Source organism: Acidipropionibacterium timonense (assembly GCF_900605005.1).
Taxonomy (GTDB): Bacteria; Actinomycetota; Actinomycetes; order Propionibacteriales; family Propionibacteriaceae; genus Cutibacterium; species Cutibacterium timonense.
The window spans coordinates 1374410-1390564 of sequence record NZ_LR027558.1 but is presented as its reverse complement, the minus strand read 5'-3'; the positions used below and the strand labels follow the sequence as shown (position 1 = coordinate 1390564).

The 16155-nt window shown below is 73.5% G+C and carries 7 protein-coding genes; 3 read left to right on the top strand and 4 right to left on the bottom strand.

The genetic code is table 11. From position 1 onward, the window contains the following. Positions 1–2: 2 nt before the first annotated feature. Positions 3–215 carry a cold-shock protein gene (locus tag E0E30_RS06510; RefSeq protein ID WP_130865612.1) on the bottom strand — a complete coding sequence of 71 codons (213 nt, stop codon included), beginning with the start codon at positions 213–215 and terminating at the stop codon, positions 3–5. A gap of 271 nt (positions 216–486) precedes the next feature. Between E0E30_RS06510 and E0E30_RS06505 the strand changes: the two genes are divergently transcribed. The 3 genes from E0E30_RS06505 to nudC are packed head-to-tail and all read left to right on the top strand — an operon-like array spanning position 487 to position 7702. Further along, positions 487–3678, top strand: coding sequence for an ATP-dependent helicase (locus tag E0E30_RS06505; RefSeq protein ID WP_130865611.1), 3192 nt, complete (start codon positions 487–489; stop codon positions 3676–3678). Then, positions 3675–6779, top strand: a complete 3105-nt coding sequence (locus tag E0E30_RS06500; protein WP_130865610.1) for an ATP-dependent DNA helicase — start codon at positions 3675–3677, stop codon at positions 6777–6779. Before E0E30_RS06505 ends, E0E30_RS06500 begins: the two co-directional genes overlap by 4 nt. Then, entirely contained in the window at positions 6776–7702 is a 927-nt protein-coding gene (gene nudC / locus E0E30_RS06495; RefSeq protein ID WP_130865609.1) for an NAD(+) diphosphatase, read from the top strand. The genes E0E30_RS06500 and nudC overlap by 4 nt, the downstream gene beginning before the upstream one ends. On the opposite strand, the gene recD is transcribed toward nudC, so the two are convergent. Genes recD through E0E30_RS06480 form a run of 3 tightly spaced genes read right to left on the bottom strand, consistent with a single transcriptional unit; the run spans position 7661 to position 15922 of the window. Beyond that, a complete protein-coding gene (gene recD, locus E0E30_RS06490; protein ID WP_130865608.1) occupies positions 7661–9514 on the bottom strand; it encodes an exodeoxyribonuclease V subunit alpha in 1854 nt (617 codons plus the stop codon). The two genes, nudC and recD, sit on opposite strands and share 42 nt — an antisense overlap. Continuing rightward, complete coding sequence (locus E0E30_RS06485) at positions 9504–12830, bottom strand: UvrD-helicase domain-containing protein (protein ID WP_130865607.1); 3327 nt, start codon at positions 12828–12830, stop codon at positions 9504–9506. Before E0E30_RS06485 ends, recD begins: the two co-directional genes overlap by 11 nt. Further along, the gene (locus tag E0E30_RS06480; RefSeq protein ID WP_130865606.1) at positions 12827–15922 is read right to left on the bottom strand and encodes an exodeoxyribonuclease V subunit gamma; all 3096 of its coding nucleotides are present in this window, start codon (positions 15920–15922) and stop codon (positions 12827–12829) included. Before E0E30_RS06480 ends, E0E30_RS06485 begins: the two co-directional genes overlap by 4 nt. Positions 15923–16155: the final 233 nt, after the last annotated feature.

Here is a 16155-nt window from a genome sequence, read left to right as displayed (position 1 = left end):
TCTCAGGCAGGCCGCACGTTCTCGGCCTGGTATCCCTTGGGACCCTCGGTGATGTCGAACTCGACGCGCTGGTCCTCGCGCAGCGTCTTGTGCTTGTGGCCGTCGTCGACGATCGACCGCCAGTGGACGAAGACGTCGTTCGCCTCGTCGCCGTCCACGGAGATGAACCCGTAGCCCTTGTCGTCGTTGAACCATTTGACGGTTCCGGTCGCCATGTGAATCCCTTCGAGCGTGGCGGGGCCCACTGCCCCTGCTGCCGGTCCCGCCGGTGGACTCGTCCAGCGGCGAGCCGCGTCGTACGGCGCCATTCGGAGACGCCGTCCTCGGCAGGGCAGCTCCCCTAGCTTCTCACATCGTCACTCCTCGTGGACCTGCGGTGCGTCGCAATGTCCTGTGCGAGCCGCGGGGTGGCTCCAGCGGTCCGGCGACGTCGTCGTCGCGGAACTGTCACCGGCCGGTGGTTCGATGGGCCCCATGGACGTCGTCATGTCACAGCAACAGGAGCAGGCCCTCGGGGACAGCTCCCCGGTGGTCGTCGTCCTCGGTGGCCCGGGAACCGGCCGGACGACGGTGTGTCTGGAGCGGGCCGCTCGGTTCGTGGAATCGGGCGGTGACCTGTCCGAGGTCCTCCTGCTGGCCCACAGTCGATCGGCGGCCCAGGACCTGCGGGCGCGGCTGCTGGCACGTCTGGGTGGGGCCCACCTCAACCCGCGGGTGACGACGGTGCACGCCCTGGCTCGGTCGATCGTCCTGTCCGCGCACGATCCGCGCACACCGGTGCCACGGCTGCTCACCGCCCCGGAGCAGGAGTTCCGGATCCGCGAGCTCATCGACGCCCGCGGGCTGGACGCCTGGCCCGCGGGGCTGCGCGCCGCGGCAGGGACCTCCCGGTTCGTCTCGGACGTGCGCGTCATGGCGGCGACGATTCGCCAGCACGGCCTCGACCCGGCCGACCTCTCGGCGCAAGGTCGGTCCGCCGGTCGGTCGGACTGGCAGGTGCTCGGACAGTTCCTCGACGAGTACCTCGACGTCCTCGATCTCGAGGGTGGGCTCGACTACGCCGAGGCGGTGCATCGGGCACGGATCGCGCTCACCGACCCGGCGGTGCTCGCCTCGCTCACCTCGAGCACGGCCCTCCTCGTGTGCGACGACCTCACCGAGTGCGACCGGTCGCAGTCCGCCCTGCTGGCCGATCTGGCCCGGGCCGGCGTGCCGACCCTGCTCACCGCCTGTCCCGAGGAGACGATCTTCGCCTTCCGGGGCGCCCAGTCCGAGCGGCTCGACGAGGTGCTGGCCGATTTCCCGGACCCGGCGGTGCACCGCCTCGACATCGACCGGCGGTGCGGCACCGGGGTGCACGAGGTGGTCGAGCGGCTCCGGGACGCCCTGCCCGTCGAACCCGTGGCAGCTCTGCGTCGGGTGCCGAGCACGGCGGTCGGCCCGGGATCGGCCGAGCTGCTCACCGCGTCGAGCCAGACCCGATTGGCCCGCCGTGTCGCGGAGCGACTGCGCGCGGCGCACCTGCGTCGGGGAGTCGGCTGGGAGCAGATGGCGGTGGTCACCCGCCACGGACGCGACCTCGGCGTCCTGGTGACGGTGCTCGGTGCCGAGGGGATCCCGGTGCACCGCAGTCGTGACGACGTCGTCCTGTGGGACGTCCACGCGGTGCGTCAGGTGCTCGCGGTCCTCGACCTGTGTGCCGACCTGTCCGCCGGCACGTCGCCGGGGGCCGAGTCGATGGCGGCCGTGCTGGCCGGGCCGATGTCGGGGCTGGACCAGGCGACCCGCCATCGGCTCGAGGAGTGGGCCGTCCATCACGGGCTGACCCTCGACTGGGACGGGCTCGAGGGGCTGCTCCTGGGACCCCGGGACGACGACGCGCCGAGACTGCCCGCCGGGCTGGCGAGACGGGTGCGGTCGGGCGCCGTCCTCCTGGCACGGATGCGTCGGGCCGCCGACGATCTGTCCGCCAGGGTGGCCGCCCATGACGCCCTGTGGCGGTTGTGGGACGGGTCGGACTGGTCCCGTGAGCTTCGCGCCCGGGCCCTGGCGGGCGACGCGACCGCCGACGGGGAGCTCGACGGGCTGTGCTCCCTGTTCGACCTGGCCGAGCGGGCCGACACTCTCGTCGGTGCCTCGGGGGCACGGCGCCTCGTCCGCTCGGTGCGCGAGGAGGAGATCCCCGCCGACCGTGCCCGCGAGTCCGACCAGGATCGGCGTGGCGTGTCGGTCATGACGGCGCACCGCAGCAAGGGCCTGGAGTTCGAGGTCGTCGTCGTGTGCGGTCTGGAGGAAGGCGTCTGGCCGGCGCCCGATCACACCGGCTCGCTCGTCGGTGTCGACGAGTGGTCGCCGGCCGGCCCGGTCGCCCGGCCGGGGTGGGGCACGACGGTCGCCGCCGAGCGGCGTCTGCTGCTCGTGGCCTGTTCGCGGGCACGCAGCCTGCTCGTGCTGGCCGGCGTCGACGATCCCGAGTCAGGGGTGGGGCCCTCGCCCTTCCTCACCTCCGTGGCCGACCTGGCGGTCGACGCTCGTCCGGAGGCGGACGAGCGTGAGCACCCGGCCGGGCTCGGCGGCCTCGTCGGGCAGTTGCGACGCAGCCTCACCGACCCCACCGTGTCGGTGACGGTCCGCAGGCACGCGGCCAGGACCCTGTGCAGCCTCGCCGAGCGGACCGACGCGGGGGTGCCGCTGGTACCCCAGGCCGACCCTCGTCGGTGGTGGCGTGACGGCGTCGCCGGGGCGGCCGGGAGGGCGTCCCGTGACCCCGCCGAACACCCCGAGGTGACCCTCTCGCCGTCCCACGTCGGTGAGCTGCTCACCTGTCCGCGTCGGTGGTTCGTCACCCGTCGTCTGGGCGCCAGCGGCCCCGACACCGTCGCGAGTTCCCTGGGCACTCTCGTCCACGACATCGCGGCGACGCGGGCGAACTCGTGGAACCTCGAGGAGGCCGTGGCCGAACTCGAGGACCGCTGGGACGAGGTGCTCCTCGAGGTGCCGTGGCAGGGGCCGGTCGAACTCGAGTCCGGCAAGGAGGCCCTCGCCCGCCTCGACCGGTGGTTGGAAGGTCGCCCGGGGACCGTTGTCGGTACGGAGGTGCCGGTCGACGTCGTCCTCGACCTGCCGTCGGCGCGAGTGCGCGTGCGCGGAACCATCGACCGCCTCGAGGAGGACGACGAGGGCCGTCTCCACGTCGTCGACATCAAGACCGGACGCAGCACCTCGCCCCTGGTCGCGCGCAGCCACGAGGTGCAGATCGCGGTGTACCAGGCGGCGGTGCGCGCTGGCGGCTGCGCTCGCCCCGACGCGGCCGGGAAGGGTCCGGTCGACGTCGGCGGGGCCGAACTCGTCCATCTGTTGCGCGGCGCCGGACGCGGTGGTGTCGATCCCAAGGTCGTGCGGCAGCCCTCACTCGACGACGTCCCGTGGCCGCCCAGTGAGTACCCGACGCCGGTGCCCGGATGTGCCAGCTGGATCGAGGCACGGATCGACGAGGCGGCGGCCGTCGCGCTCGGCTCCGATCTTCGGGCCGTGCCCAACCAGGGGTGTGGCACCTGCCCGGCGCGCGCCGGCTGCCCGGCCCTCGTGCCCCCCGATCCTGCGGTGGACCGGGCCACCGACCGGGGCGGGGCCTCGGCGCCGGCGCCACGACGAGACGAGAACGGAGCACGCCGATGACCGACGTCGACCTCACCGAGTTGCTCGGCTTCACCCCCTCGGCCGAACAGCGCAGGGCCATCACCGCGGACCTGGAACCCGGGGTCATCATCGCCGGGGCGGGCACCGGCAAGACGACGGTCATGGCCGCGCGGGTCGTCTGGCTCGTCGCCACCGGTCAGGTCGAACCCCAGCAGGTGCTCGGGCTGACCTTCACCCGCAAGGCCTGTCGTGAACTCGCCGACCGGATCGCCGGACGACTCGATCACGCCGGACTGGCCCGGGCCGACGCCGGAGCGACCGTGCAGACCTACGACGGGTTCGCCGCGAGCCTCGTCGACGAGTTCGGGGCCTGGATCGGGGTCGACTCCGGGGCGCGTCTGGTGACGACGGCCCGGTGCCACCAGATCGCCTACGAGGTCGTCCGGGGACTGCAGAGCGCACCGCTCATGGCCTCCCACCTCAGACCGGTCTCCATCGCCCGGGCCGTCGTCGCCCTGGCCGGCCAGATGTCGGCCCACGGGGTCGACGCCGCCACGGTGCGCCGGCGCAATCGACAGTGGCTCGACGACCTCGAGGCCGCCCCCGGCCGCAAGAGCGGTCAGCCGTATGCCGATGTCGCCGACGCTGCCGCGGTGGCCCGGGAACGCGAGGAACTCGTCGGCCTGGTCGAGGCCTACGAGCAGCGCAAGGCACGCCTGGGACTCGTCGAGTTCGCCGACCGGCTCAACGAGGCGGTGGCGCTGGCCCAGACCAGCCCACAGGTCGGCGCGGAGCTGCGGTCCCGGTACCGTGTCGTGCTCCTCGACGAGTACCAGGACACCTCGACGAGCCAGGCCCGACTGCTCCGGGAACTCTTCACCGGGCAGCGGGTCGCCGACGGTCTGGGGCACCCGGTGACGGCCGTCGGTGATCCCTTGCAGGCCATCTACGGTTGGCGGGGGGCGGCGGCCAGCAACATCCTCGAGTTCTCCGGCGCCTTCCCGCGGGCCGACGGGTCCGGAGCGAGACCGGCCAGGACGTTCACCCTCACCGAGAACCGGCGGTCCGACCAGACCGTCCTCGACTGTGCCAATGCCGTCTCGGCCGCGCTGCGGGACAGCGCGGAGATGGGCGGGGTCGTCGGTGCGCTGCGCCGACCCTCCGAGGAGACGGAGCGGGCGTCGACGAGCGAGGTCACGGTCTCGAACCACGAGACCTGGGCCCAGGAGTGCGCCGCCGTGGCGGACGCCGTCGTTGAGGCCCGCGAGCGTGGGCAGGTGGCGTCGTGGAGCCAGATCGCCGTCCTCGTGCGGCGCAACAGCGACATCGCCGACCTGCACGCCGCCCTGGCCGGGCGCCTGGTGCCGGTCGCGGTCGCCAACCTCTCGGGTCTGCTGTGCCTGCCCGATGTCGCCATGGTCGTCGCGCACCTGCGGCTGGTCGTCGACCGGCGTGACGACGACGCCCTGGCGACCCTGCTCACCGCTGCCCGATGGGGGCTGGGCGCCGACCTGCTCGAGATGGTCTCGCACCGGGCCAGGACGCTGGCCCGGGCCAGGGCGCTGGCGGACGGCGTCGACCTCGCGACGGAGCGACCGCAGGTGCACCTGGCCGACGCGCTCGACGATCCCGGGCCACTGCTGGACTCGCCGACACTGGCCCGGGCGGTCCGCATGCTCGCCGCGGAGGTGGCAGCCATGGGCGACCATGCCGCTGACGGCCCCGACGACCTCGTCCTGCGGGCGGTCGGCGTCACCGGCCTGGCCGACGACATCGCCGCCGACGACCCGGTTCGTGGCGCGGCCCGCCAGGGGCAGCTGGACGCCCTGTGGTCCCAGGTGCACCAGGCCTGCCTCGACGACCCCGAGCTCACCCTGGCCGGGGTGCTCGCCTGGCTCGATGCCGAGGAGCAGTTCGGTTCCGGTCTGGACCGCGACCCGGCCACCCAGCCCGACGCCGTCGTCCTGTCGACCGTGCACGGGGCCAAGGGCCTCGAGTGGCCGATGGTCCTGCTGCCCGACCTGGCCCACGGGGTGTTCCCCTCCGATCGCGGCGCCGACAACTTCGTCACCCAGGTCGGCGTGCTGCCGCCGTGGGTGCGCGGCGACGTCGCCTCCATCGCGTGCCCGTCCGGGGCGGACCGGGACGCCCTGGCCCGGTTCAAGGACGACCTCAGGGCCGAGACCGTCGGCGCCGAGGACCGGCTGGCGTACGTCGCCCTCACCCGCGCCAAGCACGTCCTGGGATGCTCCTGGCACCAGTGGAGTCCGGGACGGGCCCGGCCGCGCACTGCCGGAAGCTACATCGACGCGGTCGGGAAGGTCGTCGGTCAGCCCGTCGTCGAGCCCGCGACCGAGCGCCCCGGAGAGGTCGACCTGGTCACCGGCACGTCCTGGCCGCAGCGGGCCGACACCGGCCTGGCCGCCGTGCGCGAGCAGGTCGTCGGGTGGTTGGCGGAGGGGTCGCAGGTGTGGTTGCCCGAACCCGATGACCCCGCCGAGGCCGAGCTGGTGCGCCGGTGGCAGGAGGACGCCGAGCTGCTCGTGGCCCGGGCGCGGGACCGGCGGCGTCCGACCACCGAGTTGCCCAGGGCACTCACCGCCTCCCAGGTCGTCGGACTGCATGCCGACCCCGAGGCCCTCCTGGCCGAGCTGCGCCGCCCGATGCCGCGTGCGGTGTCGCGGGGGGCGACGATCGGGACGGCCTTCCATGCCTGGGTGAGCCGGCGGCTCGACCCGGCGTCCGTGCTCTTCGAGGAGCCGGTGCCGACCGTGCCCGGTCTGGAGCAACTCAAGGACGCCTTCGAGACCAGCCGGTGGGCGCGACTGGAACCGGTCGCCGTCGAGGAGCCGTTCGCCGTCGTCGTCGCCGGCCACGTCGTGCGGGGCAGGCTCGACGCGGTCTTCGAGGATCCGGATCGTCCCGGTGGACAGGTCGTCGTCGACTGGAAGACCTCGCGCCCGGGTGCCGCCGACCCGGTCCAGTTGGCGATCTACCGACTGGCCTGGGCGCAGGCACGCGGGCTCGACCCGGCCCTGGTACGGGCGGTCTTCCACCACGTCGGGGCCAACCGGACCGTCGAGCCGCAGGAGCTTCTCGACGCCGATGACCTGGCCGCCGTTCTAGGCTCGAGACCGTGACGACCTTCATCACCGCAGCCCAGCTCGACCGCTGCCATGCCGACCGGGACGACCCGGCCGCCAACGAGGCGCGGTGGACCAGCCCGGAGGCGCGGGTCCTCGTCATCGACGAGGACTGCCGGGTCGCGGTCGACGGTGACGGGCGGCTGTCGGGGGTACCGACGCAGGGGGAGCGGGACGACCAGCGCCACTTCCTTCTCGGGCTCGTGGACGGTCGCCCGTGGTTCACCCTCCGCGGGTCGATCACCGAGCCGAGTGCCCCTGCGGGTGGGGACGGCGGCGTCGTCCAGCTGCGCAGCGCAGAGCTGGGGCCAGCCGACCGGGAGCTGGCCTGGGCGGGGCTGGCGACGCTCACCTGGCACGAGTCGATGCCGGCCTGCCCGCGCTGTCACGGGTCGACCCGGGCGACCAGCGGTGGTCCGGCGCGGGTGTGCGTCCTGTGTGGTCACGTCGTCTTCCCGCGAACCGATCCGGCGATCATCACCGCCGTCCTCGACGACGACGACCGGATCGTCCTGGCCCGTCAGGGGCGGTGGGCACCCGGACGGGTGTCGGTGCTCGCCGGGTTCGTCGAGGCCGGCGAGGCCGCCGAGCACGCGGTGGCCCGCGAGGTGGCCGAGGAGACCGGGGTGCAGGTGCAGGCGACGCGCTACGTCGTCTCCCAGCCGTGGCCCTTCCCGCGCTCGCTCATGCTCGCCTTCGTCTCGCGTGGGACCGGACCGGTGCGGGTCGACGGCGAGGAGCTCGTCGAGGGGGCCTGGTACCGGCGCGACGAGGTGCGCGACCTCGTGGCCCGCGGCGAGATGACCCTGCCCGGGCCGATGTCGGTGGCGCGTCTGCTCATCGACTCATGGCTGGCCGGGCGTCTGCCGAGCCCGGAGTCAGGAGTCGATCTGACGTCTCCAGCGTCGCGCCAGCCCTGAGTGACGCCGGGTGGGCTGGAGGACGGCCCGGGTCACCGACTCGCGGGTGCCGACGACGGTGAGGTGACGCCGTGCCCGGGTGAGCGCCGTGTAGAGGAGTTCCCGGGTGAGCAGGGCCGAGTCGGGCGGGGGCAGGACGACGGTGACGTCGTCGAACTGGCTGCCCTGGGCCTTGTGCACGGTCATGGCCTGCAAGGGTTGCAGGGTCTGGACGAGGGAACAGGGCAGACGCCAGCTCGTGCCGCCGGGGCCGGGCAGGGCGACCGTCGGCACCGGTGTGGTCTCGACGACGACCCCGCAGTCGCCGTTGCTCACTTGGAGCTGGCGCATGTTGTGGGTCGCCATCGTCGGCTCGCCGAGCACCCAGCGTCCTCGGCCGAGCCCCGGCATGACGTCGGACAGGGCGGCGATCATCTGGCCCGACCATTCGGCGACGCCGTACGGGCCCAGTCGGTGCGCGCACAGCAGACGGTGGGCGTCGACCCCGGCGAGGGCCTCGTCGTCGCGGCCGGCAGCGGCATGGTCGCGGACCGTCGTGGCGGTGCGACGGACGGTCGCGAGGACCTCCGGGATGGTGTCAAGCGGCGTCATGGCCGGGTCGGCGTCGATGAAGGTGATGGTCTCGGGGTTCTCGGAGAGCACGGCCAGGGCGTCGACGGGCAGGCCGCGTCGGACCGCCTCGGCGAGGTCGGCGATGCCCCCACCGGAGCGATGGTTGCGGGTGAGGGTGGTCACCGGCAGCCTCGGCTCGCCGCGATCCGTGCGGCCGAGGAGGTCGGCCGAGGCGACGATGTCGGCCAGCACCGACCCCGCGTCGACCGAGACGAGCTGGCCGGGGTCGCCGACGAGGAGCACCCGGGTGGCGGGCCCGACGGCGTCGAGCAGGGAGGCGGTGAGCGGCAGCGAGAGCATGGAGGCCTCGTCGACGACGATGACCCCGTAGGGCAGCGGGTCGAGCCGGTCGAAGGTGAACCCGCGCCCGGGGCCGTGCCAGCCCAGCAGCGAGTGGACGGTCATGGCCTCGGCGGTCGGTGGGACGAGGTCGGCGGGCATCCGCTGGGACACCTCGGCGACGGCGTCCCGCAGCCGGGCGGCGGCCTTGCCGCTGGGGGCGGCCAGGGCGATCCGCCCCAGGTGTGGGTCCGCGGCGCGCAGGACGGCGAGGATCGCGCAGACGGTCGTCGTCTTGCCGGTGCCGGGCCCGCCGGCGAGCACGGACACCCGGTGCGACGCGGCCGCTCGTGCGGCGTCGAGTTGTGCCTCGTCGAGGATGGTGTGGCTGCCCGCCAGGGCGTCGCGGACGAGGGCGACGGCCTCGACGGGATCGGTGCGTGGGAGATCGGCGGCGAGCTCGGCCAGGCGTCGTGCGACGACGTCCTCGGCCTGCCAGTAGCGCTCCAGATGGAGCAGGTCGTCGTCGAGGCGTGCCGGCAGGGTGTTGACGGGGCTGGTGAGGTCGGCGACGGCGGGGCTGGCCGCCAGAGTGGCGAGCCAGTCGTCGGGGTCGGGCCAGGTCATGGCCTCGACGGCGTCGACGGCGGAGCGCACCGCCGGGTCGGCGGACTCGAGGAAGGCGGGGTCGACGAGGTCGCGCAGGACGTCGGCCGCGATGGTGCGGGGGTCCAGGTGCACCGATCCGCGTCGCAGTTCCCGACAGGTGAGGGCCAGCGCCAGGACGACCCGCTCGTCCCGTTCGCCGCAGGTCCGGCAGAGCAGCCGGGCGAGGTGGACGTCGGCGGCGGTGAGGACGCCGGCACGGCACAGCGGTTCCAGGAGCGGCCCGGCGGTGAGGGGGACGAGGTCAGCGGGCACGGCGTCCTCCCAACAGATCGCTCACCCGCACCACCAGGTCGGTGCGCGGATGCCAGACGAAGACCCCGGGCGGCGTGGTGCCGGCCGCGACGCCGGTGCGGTGCCCGGACATGCCGCGGACGAAGAGGTAACCCACCGGACCCAGGTGGCGCGCCGGGTCGTAGTCGGCGAGGGTCGCCGCGAGGAAGCGGTGCAGGGCCGCGCTGTAGAGCAGCGCCTGGAGCGGATAGTGCGAGTCGATCATCATCGCCGTCATCGTCGCCGCGTCGTAGTCGGCCGGTCTCAGCAGCCGCCCAGGCGGTGTCGGGGCTCGGTTCGTCTTGTAGTCGACGACGACGAAGCGGCCCTGCGGGGTGCGCAGGACGGCGTCGATGGAGCCGGTGAGGAAGCCCGCGAGCACTCGGGGGGCGGCGGGGGACTCGGCCAGGACGGCGCCGTACCCGGCCAGGGGATCCTCGGGTGGTACGAGCGCGGGGTCCCGCAGGGCCGCGGCGATGTCGCCGACGGTGGCGGCACCTGAGCTGCGCGGGGCCAGGGCCAGCTCGAAGTCGAGCTCGGCCCGTCGATCCCTGACGGGCACGTCGGCCAGGCACTGCCCGGGCAGCAGGTCGCCCAGGTCGGCGTGGAGCACGTCGACGAGGCCGTCGGCGAGCTGTTCGGGGGCGACGCCGTCCATCGGTCCGGAACGCAGGAGGCGGCGGGTGCGTGCGAGCACCTCGGCGTGCAGATCGTCGGTGTCGGTGTCGACGCGCTCGAGGACGGCGTGGACGAGGGTGCCGAACGACGTTCCGCCGGGCATGGTGCACAGCAGGGTCGTCTCCTCCTCGCTGGGCTGGGCCGACGTGGCGTCGGTGGTGTCGGTCGCCGCGCCGGTGGCGAGGGGTTCTGGTGCCGCGTCCGCCTCGGGCTCGTCGAGACCGCTCCTGGCCTCGACGAGCGCCGCCGCGTGGAGGTCTGCGGTGAGGGCGGAGTAGGAGGTCCGGACCCAGGTGCCGTCGATGGGCCGCGTCATGGACGCCGCCTGCCCCAGGTGCCGGTCGGCGACGTCGTCATGGCGTTCCAGGGCGATCTGTCGGGGGACGTCGACGACATGCACGGGCGAGCCGGCGAGGCGGGCGCACTCGTGCGGTCCGTGGTGCAGCGCCTCGCCGACGCCCGGGTCGGCGCCTCGTGCGTCGTCGAACTCGAGGAGGCGTTGCAGGGCCGAGCCGCGGAATCGGGACGGTGCCGGGGCCCACCACAGCCTCAGGGCCGAGCGGGCCCGGGTCATGGCGACGTAGAGCGTGCGCAGGTCCTCGGCCAACTCGTCGTCCCGGTGGGACCGCCAGGCCCGGTCCCGGTCGGCCCCGGACCCGCCCAGGTGCAGGACACGCCGGGAGCCGTCGAACCACACGATGGGCTCCTCGGGCTTGTCCCGGCGCACCCACGAGGAGGCGACGTCAGGCAGGAGGACGACGGGGAAGCCGAGGCCCTTGGCGCGGTGGATCGTCATGATGGACACCGCCCGCCGGTCGGTCTCCAGGCGTCGGGGCGACTCGTCGTCGGACAGCGCGGAGCGGCCACGGATCCACGCCGCGGCATCGGCCGCTGTCAGGGCGTTGTCGCGGATGGCGGCATGGGTGCCCTGGGCGACGTGGCGCAGGTCGGTGACATACCGCTCGCCCTCGGGCGAGCCGAGGATCCGGGCCAGCAGTCCGGGGCGGTGGACGAGCGCCTGGACGACCCCCCACGGGCCCAGCTCGTCCCATCGGGGTGCCCAGGCGGCCAGGTCGACGGCGAGGTCGGAGCGCATCCGCGAGTCCTCGCGGGCCAGATCGGCGGGGTTGGCCCCGATGAGGTGGCTGAGGCACAGCCGGGTGATCGTCGTCGGCTGCGGGTCGTCGAGGGCCTCGAGGAGGTCAGCCAGGTCGCCGGCCGCCCGGGAGGACCACACCGAGGTGTCGCCGGCGAAGACCGCCGGTTGTCCGGCCGCGGCCAGCGCCGCCTGGATCTGTGCCCCGCGGCGTCGGGTGCGCACGAGGACGGCGATGTCGCCGGGTTCCAGCGGACGGCGGGGTTGGCCGTCGGGCTGCCACGTCGAGCCGCCCTCGAGCATCATGATGACCTGGTTGACGAGGTCGGCGGTGATGAGCTCGTCGGCCCGCGGACCGGTCATCGCCGCCGGGCCCTCCGGGGCGATGGCGCGCAGTTGCACCGGTTGCGACCAGTCGTACCGGTGATCCCCGGATGGCACGGACTCGAGCCGGCAGGTGGCGTGACGGGCCTCGACCCGGCTCACGTGGATGAGCGGGTCACCGAGCCAGGCACGCCCGAAGACGGTGCTCACGGCGTCGACGACCGGCCCGTCGGAGCGCCAGTTCGTCGCCAGTTCCAGACGGTGATCGGCCGCCGAGGCGGCGGCGAGGTAGGAGTGGATGTCGGCCCCACGGAAGGCGTAGATGGACTGCTTGGGGTCGCCGATGAGCCACAGGTCGGATCGATGGTGGAAGGCCCGGCGCAGCACCTCCCACTGGAGCGGGTCGGTGTCCTGGAACTCGTCGACGAGGACGAGTCGGAACCGGTCGGCGAGGATGGCACAGGCCACCTGGCCCCGCTGCGGGTCGGCCAGGGCCGACGCGAGGTCGCTGATGAGGTCGTCGAAGGTGTGCACCCCGAGCAGACGACTGCGGCGCGTGCTCTCGGCGCGGACCCGTTGCGCCCACGTGTTACGCGCCCGCCCGGGGCCGTCGGCGGGTGGTTCGGGCAGGTCGACCTCGCCGTGGCGTACGGCGACCTGCCTGCCCAGACGCTGCCATGACTCCGGCCGGGGAGCCTGGGGGTCGTCGACGTGATCGGTCAGGAACAGATCGGCGCTCACCTCGTCGACGAGCGGGCCGAGGTCGGGCAGGAGGGTCGACGTGGGATCGGAATCGGCGAGGATGCCCAGCTCATCGAGCATCCGGGCGGCGAACTCGTGGGTCGTGGCGATGGTCGCCGCCCCCATGTGGTCGAGGGCCCGTCCAGCCCGCTCGAGACGCTCGGCCAGGACGGCCTCATCGGCGTCGAGGAGGAACTCGTCGAGCTGGTCCTTGGGTGCCCCCCGACCCTCGAGGACCGCGACGGTGTGGGCCAGCCGGCCGTGGATGCGGCCGCGTAGTTCGCGGGTGGCCGAGCGGTTGAAGGTGACGACGAGCAGGGCGGACACGTCGAGGCCGTCGGCGACGATGGCGCGGGCGCACACCGCCGCGATCGACCAGGTCTTGCCCGTCCCGGCGCTGGCCTCGAGCAGGACCGTGCCGTGAGGCAGGGGTGCGGTGATGTCGAAGATGTCGGTCATGGCTGCACCTGCCGTCCTGCCGCCTCGACGACCGGCCCCATGAGCCAGTCGGCCAGGTCCTGGGGTGTCGTGTCGAGATCTCGGCAGGCTGCTTCGAGATCGGTGAGCGTCGGACCGATGAAGGGCGCCCAGTTCGCGTCGTGATCCTGGCCCCATTGCTGCTCGGCGGGGGAGGACCCGCGGGGAACCCACGGCGTCACCATGCCGGTCATGACCGCCGCCAGTGAGGCGGTCATGGGCAGGAGTTGCTGGGACGACCACCACGCCGCCCGGAGCAGTCCGGCGAGCAGCTGCGTCGACGTCGTCGGGTCGGGGGCCACGAGTTGCAGCGTGCCGCTGCGGCTCACGAGGACCGCCCGCCACAGGCCGGGGGCCGGGTCGCAGGCGGCGGCCGCCAGCAGATCGACCCAGGCCGAGAGGATGGCCCGACCGTTGACCCGCGAGGCCCCCGATCGCACGAGGACCGGTCCGGACGAGAGGATCCGCCCGACGAGGCGCAGCGGACGTTGCGGATCGATGAGCGCCCCGTCGGGCCAGCGCAGCGGCGGCAGCATCCCGTCGACGAGGTCGAAATCGACGTCGACGACCCGCGTCGGTGCCTCACCGCGCAGCCCGGCGGCGGTGGCGGCGATGGACTCGGCTTCGGCGAGCCGCTCGTACAGCGGTCCACGGCCCAGCTCGCCGGGTGGAGTGCTGGCGCGGAGTCGCTCGGCGATCGCGGCCTGCTGGGCGTCGGCACCGTGTTCGAGGTCGTCGAGCAGCCGCTGCCGGACCCCGAAGCCGGCCAGCGGGTCGAGGACGAGGGGGAGCGCCTCGTCGACCTCGTCATGCCGGGCGGCAGCAGGGGCACCCATCCTGGCTCGCAGCACGGTGCGCGCCGGGTTCGTCAGCGCCGCGGCGATGTCGGCGGGTGCGTACTGCGGCGAGCGCGGGTCGGCCGGGGGCGGCAGGAGGCGCGGTCTTGGCTGGGGAGTCGACCGCGCCACGGCGTTGACGGCGTCGACGCTGCGCCATGGGGCGGGCCCGGGCGGGAACTCCGCGGGGGAGAACGGCTGCAGACCATGGACGACTCTCGTGGCGCCGCTGGCGACCAGGGCCGAGACGAAGGGGCCGGGCAGCACCGGCGCATTGGTCACCGGGTCGAGGCCGCCACGCACGACGACGAGCCGGTGACGGGCCGCGGCGACGGCGTCGACCAGGTACTGCCTCGAGAGGGCGCCCGGGTCGTCTCGTGGGTCCCCGGGGGCGCGCAGCCCGCGCAGCAGGTCCGTCGACGGCTCGGTGCGGTCGGGTTCGACGAGGATGACGACGTCGTGGGCGATGGTGTCGAGTTCGGCCGGTGAACACACCTGGCACGACCCGTTGAACCACGACGGTCGGCCCGGTCGTCGGGCGGCCAGGGATTCGAGCAGGTCGGCGACCTCGCGGGAGTCGAGGAGCCGACCCGTGGCGCTCGTCTGCAGTCCGGTGAGCATTCCGAGGGTCGCCGGGACGGCCCAGGACATCGACGCGGGGGCCGCGGCCAGATCGTCGACGAGGGTGGCGACGCGCTCGGCCCACTGGCTCACCGTGGCGGGTTCGGCGCACAGCAGGAGGGCCCGACGCAGTCGTGACACGAGTTCGGCCACGGCTCCGACGAGGGGAATGGTCGTCGTGCCGATGTCATCGACCGGGGTGATGGTGCCGATGTGCGACGGGGGATCGACGGACATGGCGATGCCCAGGAGCATCCTGTCGACCCCGGCCAGCCACGTCGACTGGCGGACGCCGTCCACCCCGTTGCGTGCCCGGTCGGCCGCGTCGAGTCCCCAGCGGATGCCGGCGTCGACGACGAGTCGACGCAGCTCGCCGAGATCGTCGGGGGACAGGTCGAAGCGTTGCGCCACCGCAGGCATGGCACACAGGTCGAGCAGGTCCCCGGCCCCCTGACGCGATCCGGGCATCCGCAGCACCCGGACGACGACGTCGGCCACGGGGTTTCCCGTCCCCCCGGCCGGACGCCCGGCGACTCGACACCGCGAGATCGGCGTCGGCAGGCTCGTCGAGGTCGGGTCGTGGGGACGCGACATGGCCACGAGCAGTTCTGCCTGCTCGGACCCGGCGGGGCACAGGACGACGATGTCACGCGGTTCGCTGTCGGGCATCTCGGCCAGGCTGTGGCAGATGACGTCGGCGACGACCTCGGCCTGTCGGTCCGGTCCGTGGCACTCGTGCAGACTGAGGGCGGCCGTGGGGCGCCGTCCGGTACGACGGTCGACGACCTCACCGCCGACCTCATCGACCGCCTGACGCCACGTCGCCGTCGTCGCGGCGCGGGCCAACCCGAAGGTCTGGAACCCGGACACGTCGTGGTCAACGTGCATGACGGTGACCGGGACGTGCCGGGACAACGCCGCGACGAGCTGCACGTCGGCCTGCTGCGTCACGGGCCCGGTCAGCCACAGCACCGATGGCCAGGTCACCTGGTCGGCCGTGAGGCGCTGGCAGGTGAGGGCGAGCCGCTCGACGGGGTCGACGTCGGCCTCGTCGGGGTGCTCCTCGTGCAATCCCTGCCACACCGCAGCCCACCAGGCCCGGTCGGCTCCCAGCGGTGCTCCCGAGGAGTCGACCCGCTCGCCGCGGCGCCACCGGGCCAGCAGCGCAGGATTCTGGCGCACCAGGGCCTCCAGGGCGCTGCCGGCCCTCCGCGCCGTCGTCCAGGCCGGACGCGGAACACCCCGGTCGGCGCTGTGGGCCAGGTGCTGGCGGACCGGTTCCAGGTCGGGGTCGCCGGTGAGCCTCGGGGAATCGATGAGGTCGAGGATGCGCAGGGTGAGGGCCTCGCCCGACCACCGGTCCGCGTCGGCGTCTGGGCCGAGGACGGCCTCCTCGAGGTGCGCCCGCAAGCCTGCGGGGCTCATGCCCTGCAGACCGGCGGCGACGCCGCGGCGCCGCGCCACGGCCTGTCCCAGTGCTCGGGAATGGGCGGTCGAGGAGGTGACGAGCAGCGGGACGGCGAACGGGTCGGCGCGGGGCGCGGTGAGGATGGTCGCGGCGTCGTCGGCGAGGGCGTCCCAGTCGTCGTGGAGGTGCAGCGTCAACGACGGCGTCATGGGCCTCTCCTCTCGTACTCATCCCCGGGCGGCGGACGCGGGTCATCGGTATGAAGACGACTCTATGAGACAGGTACGACAGTTCTGCGCCTGCGAGGCCAGGATCGCGCAGCGCTGCGCCACACCCTGCCCCACCGCAATCGCCCTCAACCCATGCAGCCACTATGCGATGAGTAGGGGGTACCCTGGATGAGTTACCGAGGATACGTGACCGGCTGGAAGTATCATTTCGT